Source organism: Streptomyces sp. NPDC028331 (genome assembly GCF_055565775.1).
This window is the reverse complement of record NZ_JBVHTR010000002.1, coordinates 307,897-323,105: the sequence shown is the minus strand read 5'-3', so window position 1 is coordinate 323,105 and position 15,209 is coordinate 307,897. Positions and strand designations below refer to the sequence as shown.

General features: G+C 71.2%; 9 protein-coding genes. 5 read left to right on the top strand and 4 right to left on the bottom strand.

Annotated elements, in window-relative coordinates:
• Window positions 1-220 precede the first annotated feature (220 nt).
• On the bottom strand, window positions 221-991 hold the full coding sequence (locus ACZ4SW_RS03560) for an HNH endonuclease family protein (protein ID WP_468237603.1): 771 nt from the start codon (window positions 989-991) through the stop codon (window positions 221-223).
• Window positions 992-1,224: 233 nt separating this feature from the next.
• Between ACZ4SW_RS03560 and ACZ4SW_RS03555 the strand changes: the two genes are divergently transcribed.
• The gene (locus ACZ4SW_RS03555; protein ID WP_468237346.1) at window positions 1,225-2,733 is read left to right on the top strand and encodes an alpha/beta hydrolase; all 1,509 of its coding nucleotides are present in this window, start codon (window positions 1,225-1,227) and stop codon (window positions 2,731-2,733) included.
• A 105-nt stretch (window positions 2,734-2,838) separates the two neighbouring features.
• Here the strand turns inward: ACZ4SW_RS03555 and mfd are convergent, their stop codons facing one another.
• Window positions 2,839-6,375, bottom strand: coding sequence for a transcription-repair coupling factor (gene mfd / locus ACZ4SW_RS03550; RefSeq protein WP_468237344.1), 3,537 nt, complete (start codon window positions 6,373-6,375; stop codon window positions 2,839-2,841).
• A 197-nt stretch (window positions 6,376-6,572) separates the two neighbouring features.
• Between mfd and ACZ4SW_RS03545 the strand changes: the two genes are divergently transcribed.
• Together ACZ4SW_RS03545 and ACZ4SW_RS03540 are read left to right on the top strand one after the other, a co-directional pair.
• On the top strand, window positions 6,573-6,869 hold the full coding sequence (locus ACZ4SW_RS03545) for a type II toxin-antitoxin system Phd/YefM family antitoxin (protein ID WP_468237342.1): 297 nt from the start codon (window positions 6,573-6,575) through the stop codon (window positions 6,867-6,869).
• Complete coding sequence (locus ACZ4SW_RS03540) at window positions 6,866-7,117, top strand: type II toxin-antitoxin system RelE family toxin (protein ID WP_468237339.1); 252 nt, start codon at window positions 6,866-6,868, stop codon at window positions 7,115-7,117. Before ACZ4SW_RS03545 ends, ACZ4SW_RS03540 begins: the two co-directional genes overlap by 4 nt.
• Window positions 7,118-7,188: 71 nt before the next feature.
• Here the strand turns inward: ACZ4SW_RS03540 and ACZ4SW_RS03535 are convergent, their stop codons facing one another.
• Together ACZ4SW_RS03535 and ACZ4SW_RS03530 are read right to left on the bottom strand one after the other, a co-directional pair.
• On the bottom strand, window positions 7,189-9,759 hold the full coding sequence (locus ACZ4SW_RS03535) for an ABC transporter permease (protein ID WP_468237337.1): 2,571 nt from the start codon (window positions 9,757-9,759) through the stop codon (window positions 7,189-7,191).
• Complete coding sequence (locus tag ACZ4SW_RS03530) at window positions 9,756-10,544, bottom strand: ABC transporter ATP-binding protein (RefSeq protein ID WP_468237334.1); 789 nt, start codon at window positions 10,542-10,544, stop codon at window positions 9,756-9,758. The genes ACZ4SW_RS03535 and ACZ4SW_RS03530 overlap by 4 nt, the downstream gene beginning before the upstream one ends.
• 568 nt (window positions 10,545-11,112) lie before the next feature.
• Between ACZ4SW_RS03530 and ACZ4SW_RS03525 the strand changes: the two genes are divergently transcribed.
• Entirely contained in the window at window positions 11,113-12,615 is a 1,503-nt protein-coding gene (locus ACZ4SW_RS03525) for an MFS transporter (RefSeq protein WP_468237332.1), read from the top strand.
• A gap of 322 nt (window positions 12,616-12,937) precedes the next feature.
• Window positions 12,938-14,917: an RICIN domain-containing protein gene (locus ACZ4SW_RS03520; RefSeq protein ID WP_468237330.1), complete on the top strand. Its 1,980-nt coding sequence runs from the start codon at window positions 12,938-12,940 to the stop codon at window positions 14,915-14,917.
• The last annotated feature ends 292 nt before the right edge of the window (window positions 14,918-15,209 follow it).

Here is a 15,209-nt window from a genome sequence, read left to right as displayed (position 1 = left end):
GGGGATTCAGCGGTCGGCCGGGGGTGGGGCCGGCCGACGCGCGGCCGGGCCATCCCCCACCGGGGTACTCCGGCTCCCGTTCGTCGCCTGTGCCTGCCCCGCCCGAGTCCATGAGCGCGGCCGGGCCGTCCGCCACCGACGTGTCCCGAACGCCGCACGCCCGGGCGGACTGTGTCCGGGCGACGGCGCGGCATTCGGAGGCGGCCGTCTCACGGCCGACTCAGCCGCCGCACTGCTTCAGCATCATCTGCTTGTCGGCGACCGTCACGGGAAGGTCGTACTTGAGCGACACCTGGGCGAAGCGCACCGCGTAGGAGCAGCGGATCTGCTTGTTCGGGGGCAGCCAGGTCGCCGGTCCCGAGTCGCTCTTGGCGCCGTTGGCGGGGCCGTCCACGGGAATCAGGTTGAGCGGGTCGTTGGCGATGTCCTCCCGCTTGCCCTTGGGCCAGTGGGAGGCGCCCATCTGCCAGTCGTAGGAGAGCGGCATCACGTGGTCTATCTGCACCGTCGTGGCGTGGGACTTGGACCACTCGATGGTCTTGCCGGTGTACGGGTCGTGCAGCGTCATGGAGGTGACGATGCAGTTCGAGCCGGCCCGGAAGCGGACCTTCTCACCATCGCGTTTCAGGAGATCGTTTCGCGAGTCGCAGCCGTTGTGGGAGAAGGGGATCCCACCCGGGGCCGAGTCCATCCAGGCATAGCCGAACTCGTCCCTGGCGTACCCCGTCTTGGGGCCTCGTCCCTTCGTCGTCACCTTCTCGATCAGCGACCGCGCCTTCGCCCTGTCCGTGGTCGAAGTGATGGCGGCCAGCCCCGGCTTCGTGCCGTCCGGATTGTCGAGCGGGCTCACGGCCCGGCCGTTGCCGACGGTCGAGCCGGAGGAGCCGGAGGGTCCACCGTCCACGGGCGCGGTGCCGCCCTTGCAGCCGGAGAGCATGAGTCCGGCGGCCAGCACCACGGCGACGGCGGCGCCCCCACCCCTCAGACGCATCACGTGACGCCCCTTCCTTGTCCGTGCCGCACACGTCGGGCACGTTCTGCCGGGTCTCACGGTAGCCGCGGATCAGTCATGTCCATACCACCGACAGGTGGGCAACTGGTGTACGCCGGGCGTGTCACCGGTGGTGAGACGCCTTCGGACGGAGTCGGCGAGGGGTCAACCCCCGTACGACTGGGGGGTGTTCCCGATGGCCCGGGGCCGCCCGGCCGACCAGCCTTGCCCGTATGACAAACCGCCTTCGCAACGGGCTCCTCACGGCCCTGTCGCTCACCGCTGTCACCACACTCGCCGGGGTCGCCCCGGCCGACGCCGTGGTTCCGCCGGCCTCCGCCCTCGCCTGGACGTCCTGCGCGCAGCCGGGCGGTCCGGCCGGGCAGGAGTGCGCGGACCTCTCCGTGCCCCTCGACTACCGCGACCCCGACGGCCCGCACGTCGCTCTCGCCGTGTCGAGGCTGCGCAGTGACCGGCCCGAGGCCCGGCGGGGCGTCCTGTTCGTCATCCCCGGGGGCCCGGGCAGCGGGGGCGTCGCACGGCTCACGGCCAAGGGCGAGGCGCTGCGGAAGGCGACGCAGGGGGCGTACGACCTGGTGGCGCTCGATCCCCGGGGACTGGGCGGGAGCACCACGACGGGATGCGGCCTGAGCGACGCCGACCGCGACCTCGTCAACCTCCGGCCGTGGCCCTCACCGGACGGCGGCATCTCGGAGAACGTCCGCAGGGCGCGCCGCGTCGCCGAGGCCTGCGCGCGCAACGGCGGCCCCCTGCTGCGCAGCATGTCCACGGCCAACGAGGTACGCGACCTCGACCGCTTCCGGCAGGCCCTGGGCGAGGAGAAGATCTCCGCCTGGGGCGTGTCGTACGGCTCCTACGTGGCGGCGCGGTACGCCCAGACGTACCCCGGGCACACCGACCGCTGGGTGCTCGACAGCACCGGCGACCCGGACCCGCGGCGGCTGGAACGCGGCTGGTCCGTCAACATGTCCCCCGCCCTTGAGGAACGGTTCCCCGACTTCGCGCGGTGGGCGGCCGACGGCGAGCGGGAGAAGGAGGGCCCCGAGGGCGGCACCGGGCTGCGCCTCGCCCGGCGGCCCGAGGACGTACGGCCGCTGGTGCTCGCGCTCGCCGCACGGCTGGACCGGCAGCCGAAGCCGACCACCGAGGACGGTGTTCCGCTGACCGGCAACCGGCTGCGCCAGGCGGTGCAGATGGCGCTGTACGGCGACGGTTCCTTCCCGCAACTGGCCCGGCTCGTCAAGGCGGCCGAGGACCCGCGGCAGACCCCGGTGCTGCCGCCCGCCCTCGCCGCACCGCTCCCGGAGTCCGACGCGGCCGTCACGATCGCCACCATCTGCAACGACGTCCGCTTCCCGCGCTCCCTGCCGGCCTACGCCCGCGACGTCGCCGCGGACCGCGCCCGGTACCCGCTGACCGCCGGGATGCCGGCGGGCGTCTTCCCGTGCGCCTTCTGGAAGGACGCCCCCACCGAGAAACCCCTCCCCATCACCTCGGACGGCCCCGCGAACGTCCTGATGGTCCAGAACCTCCGCGATCCGGCGACCCCGTACTTCGGCGCGCTCAGGATGCGCGAGGCGCTGGGCCGGCGGGCCCGCCTGGTGACGGTCGACCACGGCGGACACGGCGCCTATCTGGCCAACGGGAACACCTGCGGCGACGCGACCGTCAGCGCGTACCTCGTCACCGGACGCCTCCCGGACGGGGACGTGTCCTGCTAGTGCCGCGACAGGCGACGTTCGCCTCGTCGCAACGCCCGGTGCGTGACGGGCAAACGTTGCCTGCGGCGGCACTAGGCGGTCGTCCGGCGCAGGACCCCCCGGGCCCTACGATCCCAGGATCGTCGTCAGGAACTCCCCGACCCAGCCCAGCAGCTCCCGGCCGACCAGCGGCTTGCCGCCCACCTTGGCGGTCTTCGGGCGGGGGACCAGGACCTGGTGGACGGCCGGCTTGACGATGCTGCCCGGGTACAGGCGCTTGAGCCGCAGTTCCTGGGACTCCCTCAGCTCCACCGGGGCGAAGCGGATGTTGGTGCCCTGCAGGACGATCTCACCGACACCGCAGGCGCGGGCGAGCATGCGCAGGCCCGCCACCAGCAGGAGGTTCTCGACCGGCTCGGGCAGCTTGCCGTAGCGGTCGACGAGTTCCTCGCGGACGGACTTGATGTCCTCCTCCGAGTTCACGGAGGCGATCGCGCGATAGGCCTGCAGGCGCAGCCGCTCGCCGGGCGCGTAGTCGTGCGGGACGTGGGCGTCGACGGGCAGTTCGATCTTGACCTCGAGCGGTGCCTCCTCCTCGACCTCGCCGGTCTCCAACTGGCGCCGGTAGTCCGCGACCGCCTCGCCGACCATCCGGACGTACAGGTCGAAGCCGACACCCGCGATGTGGCCGGACTGCTCGCCGCCCAGGAGGTTTCCGGCTCCCCGGATCTCCAGGTCCTTCATCGCCACGTACATGCCCGCGCCCATCTCCGTGTGCTGGGCGATGGTCGCCAGCCGCTCGTGGGCGGTCTCCGTCAGCGGCTTCTCCGGCGGGTAGAGGAAGTAGGCGTAGCCGCGCTCGCGGCCACGGCCGACCCGGCCGCGCAACTGGTGGAGCTGGGAGAGGCCGAAGGTGTCGCCGCGCTCCACGATCAGCGTGTTCGCGTTGGAGATGTCGATGCCCGACTCGACGATCGTCGTGGAGACCAGCACGTCGAACTTCTTCTCCCAGAAGTCGACGACGACCTGCTCCAGCGCCTGCTCCGACATCTGGCCGTGCGCGGTGGCGATGCGCGCCTCCGGGACGATCTCGCGCAGCCGCGCCGCCGCCCGGTCGATGGACTCCACCCGGTTGTGGATGTAGAAGACCTGGCCCTCGCGCAGCAGCTCACGGCGGATCGCGGCGCCGATCTGCTTCTCCTCGTACGGCCCGACGAAGGTCAGCACCGGGTGCCGCTCCTCCGGCGGGGTGGTGATCGTGGACATCTCGCGGATGCCCGTCACCGCCATCTCCAGGGTCCGGGGGATCGGCGTCGCGGACATCGTCAGCACGTCGACGTTGGCGCGCAGCTTCTTCAGCTGCTCCTTGTGCTCGACGCCGAAGCGCTGCTCCTCGTCGACGATGACCAGACCCAGGTCCTTGAACTTCGTCTCCGAGGAGAACAGGCGGTGGGTGCCGATGACGACGTCCACCGAGCCCTCGCGCAGGCCCTCCAGGACCGCCTTGGCCTCCGTGTCCGTCTGGAAGCGGGACAGCGCCTTCACGCTCACCGGGAACTGTGCGTAGCGCTCGGAGAACGTTCCGAAGTGCTGCTGCACCAGCAGGGTCGTCGGTACGAGGACGGCGACCTGCTTGCCGTCCTGCACCGCCTTGAACGCGGCCCGCACCGCGATCTCCGTCTTGCCGTAGCCCACGTCGCCGCAGATCAGGCGGTCCATCGGGACCGACTTCTCCATGTCGTCCTTGACCTCGGCGATCGTGGTGAGCTGGTCCGGGGTCTCCGCGTAGGGGAACGCGTCCTCCAGCTCCCGCTGCCAGGGGGTGTCCGCGCCGAAGGCGTGGCCGGGGGCCGCCATGCGGGCGGAGTACAGCTTGATGAGGTCGGCGGCGATCTCCTTGACCGCCTTCTTCGCGCGGGCCTTCGTCTTCGTCCAGTCGGCGCCGCCCAGGCGGTGCAGGGTGGGGGCCTCGCCGCCGACGTACTTGGTGATCTGCTCGAGCTGGTCGGTCGGGATGTACAGGCGGTCGCCGGGCTGGCCGCGCTTGGCCGGGGCGTACTCCACCACCAGGTACTCGCGGGTGGCTCCCTGCACCGTGCGCTGCACCATCTCGATGTAGCGGCCCACGCCGTGCTGCTCGTGGACGATGTAGTCGCCGGACTCCAGCGTGAGCGGGTCGATGGTCTTGCGGCGGCGGGCCGGCATCCGGGCGCCGTCGCGGCCGGCGGCCCGCTGGCCGGTCAGGTCGGTCTCCGTGAGCACGGCGAGCTTGAGGGCCGGGGCCACGAAGCCGTACTCGATCGAGCCGCACGCCACCTGCACGACCGACGGGGACAGCGCCCCCAGGTCGACGTCGAGGCGGGCCGGGACGCCCTCGTTGCCCAGCACCTCGACCGTGCGGGACGCCGGACCGTGGCCCTCCGTGACGAACACGGTGCGCCAGCCGTCGGCGAGCCAGCCCTTGGTGTCGGCGAGCGCCTTCGCGGTGTCGCCGCGGTAGGTCTCGGGCGCGTGCATGCCGAGCGTGAGGGTGTCCCCCGCCGCGTCCTCGGCGTCCGCGGCGAACGGGGACACCGACCACCACATCATGCCCAGCTCGCGGGCCCGGTCGCGGACGTCCGCGAGGGACCACAGGGAGGCGGCGCCGACGTCGATGGGCGCCTCGCCGCCTCCGGCGGTCGCGGCCCAGGACGCCTGGAGGAACTCCTGGCTGGTCGCCACCAGGTCCGCGGAGCGGGTGCGCACCCGCTCCGGGTCGCACACGACGGCCATGGCGCCGGCGGGCAGCACGTCGAGCAGCAGCTCCATGTCGTCGACGAGGACGGGCGCGAGGGACTCCATGCCCTCCACGGCGATGCCCTCGGCGATCTTGCCGAGCAGTTCGCCGAGCTCGGGGTGCTCCTCGGCGAGGGCGGCGGCGCGCCGGCGTACGTCGTCGGTGAGCAGCAGCTCGCGGCAGGGCGGCGCCCACAGGCCGTGCTCGGCGACCTCCAGGGAGCGCTGGTCGGCGACCTTGAAGTAGCGGATCTCCTCGACGTCGTCGCCCCAGAACTCGATGCGCAGGGGGTGTTCCTCCGTGGGCGGGAAGACGTCGAGGATGCCGCCGCGCACGGCGAACTCGCCGCGCTTCTCCACCAGCTCCACGCGGGAGTACGCGGCGGCGGCGAGGGCGTCCACGACGTCGTTCAGGTCGGCGCTCTGCCCGGTCTTCAGGGACACCGGCTCAAGATCCCCGAGGCCCTTGACCTGCGGCTGGAGGACGGAGCGCACGGGCGCGACGACGACGGAGACCGGGCCGGTCTCGGGGTCGTCGGGGCTCGGGTGGGCGAGGCGTCTGAGGACGGCGAGGCGGCGGCCGACGGTGTCGCTGCGGGGGCTGAGGCGCTCGTGCGGGAGGGTCTCCCAGGACGGGTACTCCACGACGGCGTCGGGCGGCAGCAGGGAGCGGAGCGCGGCGGCGAGGTCCTCGGCCTCGCGGCCGGTCGCGGTCACGGCGAGGACGGGCCTGCCCGCGTCGCGGGCCAGCGCGGCCACGGTGAAGGGGCGTGCCGCCGGGGGGCCGACGAGGTCGATGTGCGGACGGTTGCCGTCGGTCGCGGCCTTGACCGCTTCCGCGAGTGCGGCGTCCTTGACTACGGCGTCGAGCAGACCGTGCAGGCTCATGGAGGGGCATCCGTCCCTGGGTGGGCAACACGAACACCCGGCCGCGAGGATTTCTGGGGCCGGGCTGTCCAGCGTACGACGCCGGGCTCGTGGTCGTGGGGGCTGTGGACAACGCCCGCCGCTGAGAGGCAAGCGGCTCTGGACTCACCCTCCTGAGCGATCGACCGGGAGCCTCCCCTCTCCGTACAGTTCTGTACATGAGTGCCACTTTCCCGACCACCGGTGCCCGCTTCCCCATCACCGAGGCCCGAGCCCAGTTCGGATCACTGGTGCGCCGGACTGCGCACGATCGCGAGCGGATCACCATCACAGATCATGGCCAGCCGGCAGCCGTCTTCATAAACCCCAGGGAGCTTGCCGAGCTCGAGGAGCGGGTGCTGGAACTGGAGGAACAGCTGGCTCTGGCCCGCTACCGTGCGGAGAAGGCCAACGGCACGTTCGTCGGCGTTCCTCACGAAGAGGTCCGCAGGTTGCTCGGCCTGGAGGACGAGTGACCTACCAGATCATCTGGCACGAGCAGGCGACGAGCAACGCCGTCCGCTACCTCAAGGACGACCCGGACGGGCTGCTTCGGGTCTACGCGGCCGCCGATCTGCTTGCCGACAACCCGCGCCCTGCGGGGTCCACCGCCCTCGGCTCACCCGACCTTCGCCGTATGCACGTCGGCTTATACCGGCTCATGTATGAGATCGACGAGGACTCCATCACCATCGTCGTGCTGCACATCGGCCGCGTTTCCTGACCCGGAGAAGCAGGGGGCCGGGTTCGATGGCGCGCCCACCGAATCCGGCCCCCGTACCCCCCGTCTCCCGGCTACTCCGTCGCGATCGCGTTCAGTACGTTCATCCGGCCCGCCCGGAACGCCGGGATCAGCGCGGCGAACAGGCCCACGAAGGCCGAGCCGACGAAGACGCCGGTGATCGTTCCCCAGGGGATCTGGAGGACGTTCAGGCCCTCCAGGGCGAGGAGCTTCTGGGCGGTGGCGCCCCAGCCCATGCCCAGGCCGAGCCCCAGCAGGGCGCCGAAGAGGGCGATCACCACGGACTCCATGCGGATCATGCGGCGAAGCTGGCGGCGGGAGAGGCCGATGGCCCTCAGCAGGCCGATCTCCCGCGTCCGCTCCACCACCGACAGGGCCAGCGTGTTCACCACGCCCAGGACCGCGACGATGATCGCCAGGGCGAGCAGGCCGTAGACCATGTTCAGCAGCTGGCCGACCTGGTCCTTCAGCTCCTTCTTGTAGTCGGTCTGGTCGCGCACCTGGTACTGCGGGTACGGCTCCATCGCCTTCTTCAGGGCCGCGTACGCCTGCGCTTCCTGGCCGGCCTCGGCCTTGGCGAACATGATCTGGTTCGGCGGGACCTTGTCCTTGGGGACGTACTTCTCCATGGTCGCCAGGCTCATGTAGCGCGCGCCCTGGTCGATGGCGGTGTCGTCGCTGGTGATGGCGGCGACCTTGAGCTTCGCCGTCCGCCCGCCCTTGAACGCGACGGTGATGGTGTCGCCGACGTGGACGCCGTGCTTCTTGGCGTAGTCGGAGCCGACCGACATGGCGTCGTCGCCGTAGGCGGCGGACAGGGTGCCCTCCGTGGTCGTACGGCGCAGGTCGTCGGCGTACGACGGGTCCGCGGCCGTGATCCCGCTGTCGTCGGCCTTGCCGTCCGGCGAGGTCAGGGTCGCGTCGAGCACCTTGTAGCGGGTGACGTGGTCCAGGCCCGGTGCGTGCTCCATGGCCTGCTCGGCCTGCGGCACGATCCGCTGGTTGCCCTGGACGATGAAGTCCGCGCCGACCGACTTGTCCAGCTCGCTGGTCGCCGAGGCCACCATCGAGGAGCCGACCACCGACAGGCAGGCGACCAGTGCGAGGCCGATCATCAGGGCCGCGCCGGTGGCGCCGGTGCGCCGCGGGTTGCGCAGGGCGTTGCGCTCGGCCATGCGGCCCACCGGACCGAAGGCCCGCAGCAGCACCGCGCTGATCACCCGGACCACCCCGCCCGCCAGCAGCGGGCCGATCACGACGAAGCCGATCAGGGTCAGCACCACGCCGAGGCCGAGGACCGACGAGCCGTCGCTCGCCTTCTTCGCGGTCGCCGCCGCGTACAGGCAGGCGGTACCGGCGCCGGTGAGGACGAGGCCGATCAGGCCGCGCACCCGGCCCGCCCTGCCGTCGGCCGGCGTACCGGCGTCGCGCAGCGCCGCCATCGGGGAGACCTTTCCGGCGCGGCGGGCCGGCAGGTAGGCGGCCAGCACGGTGACGACGACACCGAGCACCAGGCCGGCGATCGGGGTGGTCGCCTTGATCGTCAGGTCCTGGGTGGACAGGTCCATGCCCAGGGAGCCCATGAGCTTCATCAGCACGACGGCGATGCCGACCCCGGCCCCGACGCCCAGGACCGAGCCGACGAGGCCGAGCAGCAGCGCCTCGACCAGCACGGACCGGTTGACCTGCCGGCGCGAGGAGCCGATGGCCCGCATCAGGCCGATCTCGCGGGTGCGCTGGGCGACCAGCATGCTGAAGGTGTTGATGATCAGGAAGATGCCCACCAGGAACGCGATCCCGGCGAAGCCGAGCATGGCGTACTTGATGACGTTCATGAACGACCCGACGCTCTTGCGGTTCTCGTCGGCGTTCTCCTTCGCCGTCTGGATCTTGTACGACCCGGCCCCGGCGAGCGTCCGCGCCACGTTCTGCTTGAGCTGCTCGTCCGAGACGCCGGACGCGGCGGTGATGTTCAGGTGCGTGAACCTGCCGGTGGCGCCGAGCAGTTCGCGCTGGGCGGTGGCGGTGTCGAACCAGACGATCGCAGCACCGGGGTTGGTCACCTTGAAGGTGGCGATGCCGACGATCCGCGCCTTGAAGTCACCGGTCTGCGCGATGGTGCGCAGCTCGTCGCCGATCTTGAGGTGGTGCTTGTCCGCGGTGTCGGCGTCGACGAGCATCTCGGCCGGCCCGCGCGGGGCGTGACCGGAGGTGAGGTCCATCGACTTCAGGTCGTTGCGCGTCCAGTTGGCGGCGATCGTCGGGGCGCCGGTCGAGGAGCCCATGTTCTCGTTGTCGTCGCCCACGACGGTCACGTTCGACGAACTGACGCCGCCCTCGGCCGACTTGACGCCCTGCGCCGTGCGGGCCCGGTCCAGCACGGAGGCCGGCAGCGACTCGGGCACGCCGTTCTGCGGGGTCTCGTCGTTCTTGGCGGCCTTCGGCGAGACGGTCACGTCGGACGCCGTCACCGCGAACAGCTTGTCGAACGTCGTGTTCATGGTGTCCGTGAACACGAGCGTGCCGCACACGAACGCCACCGACAGCAGGACCGCGACGGCCGACAGCGCCATGCGCCCCTTGTGCGCGAAGAAGTTGCGCAGGGAGGTCTTCAGGACGGTCATGACGTGCGCCCCCGGGCGTCGAAGTCCTTCATGCGGTCCAGGACGGTGTCCGCGGTCGGCTTGAGCATCTCGTCGACGATCCGGCCGTCGGCCAGGTACAGCACACGGTCCGCGTACGAGGCGGCGACCGGGTCGTGGGTGACCATCACGATGGTCTGGCCCAGCTCGTCCACGGAGCGGCGCAGGAAGCCCAGCACCTCGGCGCCCGCGCGGGAGTCGAGGTTTCCGGTCGGCTCGTCACCGAAGATGATCTCGGGGCGGGCGGCCAGGGCCCGGGCCACGGCGACGCGCTGCTGCTGGCCGCCGGAGAGCTGGCTGGGCCGGTGCTTGAGCCGCCCGGCGAGCCCCACGGTCTCCACGACCCGGTCCAGCCACGCCTTGTCCGGCTTGCGGCCGGCGATGTCCATGGGCAGCGTGATGTTCTCGAGCGCGTTCAGTGTGGGCAGCAGGTTGAACGCCTGGAAGATGAATCCGATGCGGTCCCGGCGAAGCCGGGTGAGCTTCTTGTCCTTCAGGCCGGTGATCTCGGTCTCGTCCAGGTAGATCTGACCGCTGGTCACGGTGTCCAGCCCCGCCAGGCAGTGCATCAGCGTGGACTTGCCGGACCCCGAGGGGCCCATGATGGCGGTGAACTGGCCGCGGGCGATGTCCACGTCGACGTGGTCGAGGGCGACGACCCGGGTCTCCCCGGCCCCGTACGCCTTCACGACCTGCCGAGCCCGCGCGGCAACGGCCGTACGCCCTCCAGTACCCCCGTGCCTGGGAATGGTCACGGCCGATGTCATGGTGAATCCCCTTTTGCGTGTGAATGAATGACGTGCGCCTTGATGCGCTGATCGGGTACCGACCGGCGTGGACCGGTGACGACCGGCGTGGACCGGTGTCGGTCGACGTGGACCGGTGTCCGTCGGTGTCGACCGGCGCAGGTCGTGTCGACCGGCGTAGGTCGGTGGTGTGATGAGTACGCCGGTCAGTCTGGTGCCGGCGCGCGGCCCGGCGCGCTGGTGCCCGGCCCCGTCTTCCGCTGGGGAAAACCCCACCCCCTCCGGTGCGGCCGGCGCGACCCCCGTGCGCCCCGGCCGCTCCCCAGCGGCGTAAAGCCAGGCTAAGGAACGGGCCCGGCCTCTCTCGTCCTCCGGTGGGACGAGCCCTCCCCGAGCCCTGGTGCGGAGGAACCCCTAGGGGTCGTCCACCTGGAGGTGGAGCGACCTCGGGGTCCGGCTCCACCCGTCGGCCCACCCACCATCCACCCTGACGTCGCGTGAGGGTCAACTCTCCCCAGGGACGGGGCGCGAGTGAGAGGGTGTCGTACGGCAGATACGTGCACAGGGAAACGATCAGGGAAGGATTCCTGTGGACCAGGGGGACACGGAGATACGCACCGCGGCGGCGGGCCGCACCCAGGACGCGGCGCGGCGCCGCGGAGCCGTCGTCGCCGCGCTGATGCTCGCGATGGCGCTGGCCGCGCTGGACTCGACGATCGTGTCGACGGCCGTACCGCAGATCGTCGGCGACCTCGGCGGCTTCTCGGTCTTCTCGTGGCTGTTCTCCGGCTATCTGCTGGCGGTCACGGTGACGCTGCCCGTCTACGGCAAGCTGTCGGACACCTTCGGCCGCAAGCCGGTGCTCGTCGCGGGCGCGTCGGTCTTCCTGCTGGGCTCGCTGTCGTGCGCGCTGGCCTGGAACATGGCGGCGCTGATCGCGTTCCGCATCGTGCAGGGCCTGGGCGGCGGCGCGCTCCAGGGCACGGTGCAGACGCTCGCCGCCGATCTGTATCCGCTCAAGGAGCGCCCCAAGATCCAGGCGAAGCTCTCCACGGTGTGGGCGGTGTCCGCGATCGCGGGCCCGGCGCTCGGCGGGGTCCTCGCCGCGTACGCGGACTGGCGGTGGATCTTCCTGGTCAACCTGCCGATCGGGGCGGTCGCGCTGTGGCTGATCGTCCGCCATCTGCACGAGCCGCGCCGGCAGACGGGCCCGCGCCCCCGTGTCGACTGGGCGGGCGCCCTCGCGGTGTTCGCGTGCGGGGGTGTGCTGCTGACGGCGCTGGTGCAGGGCGGGGTGGCCTGGCCGTGGCTGTCGGCGCCCTCGCTGGCGCTGTTCGGGACGGGGCTCGCGCTGGTCGCGGTGGTGGTGGCGGTGGAGCGCCGGGCGGCGGAGCCGATCATCCCGGGGTGGGTGTGGCGGCGCCGTACGATCGCCGCGGTCAATCTGGCGCTGGGTGCGCTGGGGCTGCTGATGGTGGCCCCGACGGTGTTCCTGCCGACGTACGCGCAGTCGGTCCTCGGGCTGGCGCCCGTCGCCGCCGGGTTCGTGCTCTCCGTCTGGACGGTGAGCTGGCCGGTGTCGGCGGCGCTCAGCCAGCACGTGTACCGGCGCATCGGCTTCCGCGACACGGCGGTGCTCGGCATCGGCCTGGCGGCGCTGCTCCTGCTGGCGTTCCCGTTCCTGCCGTATCCGGGCGCCGCCTGGCAGCCGGCCCTGCTGATGCTGCTGCTCGGCGGCGCACTGGGCCTCTTCCAGCTCCCCCTCATCGTCGGAGTGCAGTCGACGGTCGGCTGGGCGGAGCGCGGCACGACGACGGCGTCCGTCCTGTTCTGCCGCCAGACGGGCCAGACGATCGGGGCGTCGGTGTTCGGTGCGGTCGCCAACGGGGTGCTGGCGTCGCGGCTGGGCGGCGCGGGCGATCTGGACACGGTGACGCGGGGCCTGAGCACGGGCACCACATCCGAGGCGACGCGCCGGGCGATCGCGGACGCGGTGCACGCGGTGTACCTGGGCGCGTCGTGCGCGGCGGCGCTGGCGTTCCTGGTGCTGCTGTGCGTGGCACCGCGCAGATTCCCCGTGCTCACCGAGTGAGCCGCCCCATCCCGTCGGCCCGTGGTGGAGCCGGAGCGGCCGCGGGCCGACCACGCTGACGTCCTGCGGCCGACCACATTGACGTCCTGCGGCCGACCACGCGGATGCCCTGCGGCCGACCACGCTGACACCCTGCCGGCCTTCGAGCGGGAGAACCGCGCCTGCCTCGCGCGCACCATGCCGGGCCGGGCCGCGGGGACGCGTACCAACACCCGCTCGTGTCACACCCGTTGACTTCCCCCTCCCCCGGCTCTACGTTCGGCGCGCCATCATGTTCGGTTCGCCGATCCTTGTTCGATATACCGACACAACAAGGAGCCGCATGCTTCCCCCACCACGGCACCTCCCCCACCGCCCCAGATCCCTCGCCGTACGCCTCCTCACCCTCGCCCTGACCGCGACCGCCGCACTCCTGTTCGCCCAGCCCACCTCCGCGACGGCGGCCGCCACGGCCACGACGCTCCGCCAGGTCTCCGTGCCCACCGCCCCCATGGGCTGGGCCTCCTGGAACAGCTTCGCCGCGAAGATCGACTACAGCGTCATCAAGCAGCAGGTCGACGCGTTCGTCGCGGCGGGCCTGCCCGCGGCCGGGTACAAGTACGTCAACATCGACGAGGGCTGGTGGCAGGGCACCCGCGACAGCGCCGGGAACATCACGGTCGACGAGACCGAGTGGCCCGGCGGCATGAGCGCCATCGCCGACTACATCCACAGCAAGGGCCTGAAAGCCGGCATCTACACCGACGCCGGCAAGGACGGCTGTGGCTACTACTACCCGACCGGCCGCCCCGCAGCGCCCGGCTCCGGCAGCGAGGGCCACTACGACCAGGACATGCTGCAGTTCTCGAAGTGGGGCTTCGACTTCGTGAAGGTCGACTGGTGCGGCGGTGACGCGGAAGGCCTGAACGCCGCCACCACGTACAAGGCGATTAGTGACGCCGTCGCCAAGGCGTCCGCCACCACCGGCCGCCCGCTGACCCTCTCCGTCTGCAACTGGGGCAAGCAGAACCCGTGGAACTGGGCGCCGGGCCTCGCGCCCATGTGGCGGACCAGCACCGACATCATCTACTACGGCAACCAGCCGTCGATGACGAACCTGCTGTCCAACTTCGACCAGACCCTGCACCCCTCGGCCCAGCACACCGGCTACTACAACGACCCGGACATGCTGATGGTCGGCATGCCCGGCTTCACCGCCGCGCAGAACCGCACCCACATGGCCCTGTGGGCGATCTCCGGAGCCCCGCTGCTCGCCGGCAACGACCTGACGACGATGACGTCCGAGACCGCCTCCATCCTCACCGACCCCGAGGTCGTCGCCGTCGACCAGGATCCGCGCGGCCTCCAGGGCGTCAAGGTCGCCGAGGACACCACCGGTCTCCAGGTGTACGCCAAGGTGCTGTCCGGCACCGGCGACCGCGCGGTCGTGCTGCTCAACCGCACCTCCTCCGCGCAGAACATCACCGTCCGCTGGTCCGACCTGGGCCTGACGAACGCCTCGGCCACCGTCCGTGACCTGTGGGCCCGCAAGGACCTGGGCACCTACGGCACGAGCTACACCGCGAGCGTCCCGGCGGGCGGGACGGCGATGCTCAAGGTCAGCGGCGGCACGGAGGCGGCGGGCGGCACGTACGGCGCCACCACCACCGGGCGCTACACCGGCGTGGGCGCGGCGAGCACCGGTGTGAACGTCGTCGACATCGCCTACACCAACACCTCCTCCACCGCCCGCACGGCGACCCTGCAGGTCAACGGGCAGACGCCGACGACGGTCTCGTTCCCGCCGACCGGCTCCGCGCAGGGCACGGTCTCCGTGGAGGCCGGTCTCGCCAAGGGATCGTCCAACTCGCTGACCCTGTCGGGTGGGTCACTGCCGGCACTGGGCACGATCACCGTCCACCCGATACCGGGCGCGAGCGGGGCGCTGATCACCGGCAAACAGTCCGGCCGCTGCGCCGACGTCTTCGACAACACGATCACCAACGGCACCCAGGCGGAGCTCTGGGACTGCAACGCCGGCCAGAACCAGTCCTGGACCTACACCTCCCGCAAGGAACTGGTGGTGTACGGCAACAAGTGCCTGGACGCCTACAACCGCGGCACCACCGACGGCACCAAGGTCGTCATCTGGGACTGCAACGGCCAGACCAACCAGAAGTGGAACGTCAACTCCGACGGCACGATCACCAACGTCGACGCGGGCCTGTGCCTGGACGCCTACAACGCGGCCACGTCCAACGGCACGAACCTCGTCCTGTGGTCCTGCAACGGCGGCGACGACCAGAAGTGGACGCTGACGTAAGCGACCTGACGGCCGTGCCGGAACGACGAAGCCCCACCCCGCGCACCGCGGGGTGGGGCTTCGAGCCAGAGCGCCGGGCAGGCCTTGCACCTGCATCTCCCCGCAGGAAGCGGGGCGTCTTTCCTTGGACCACCAACGCACCACTGGACACCGGGTTTCCGGCGACCAGCAACATGATCAATCGTAGCGCACTCACAGCGTCTCGGGCGATGTCGAACAGGACCTCACCGGCCTCGGCCGTGGCGGCCGGGAAGGACGCGTACACCGCTCGCCGGTCGTCCCTCCCGCGCTG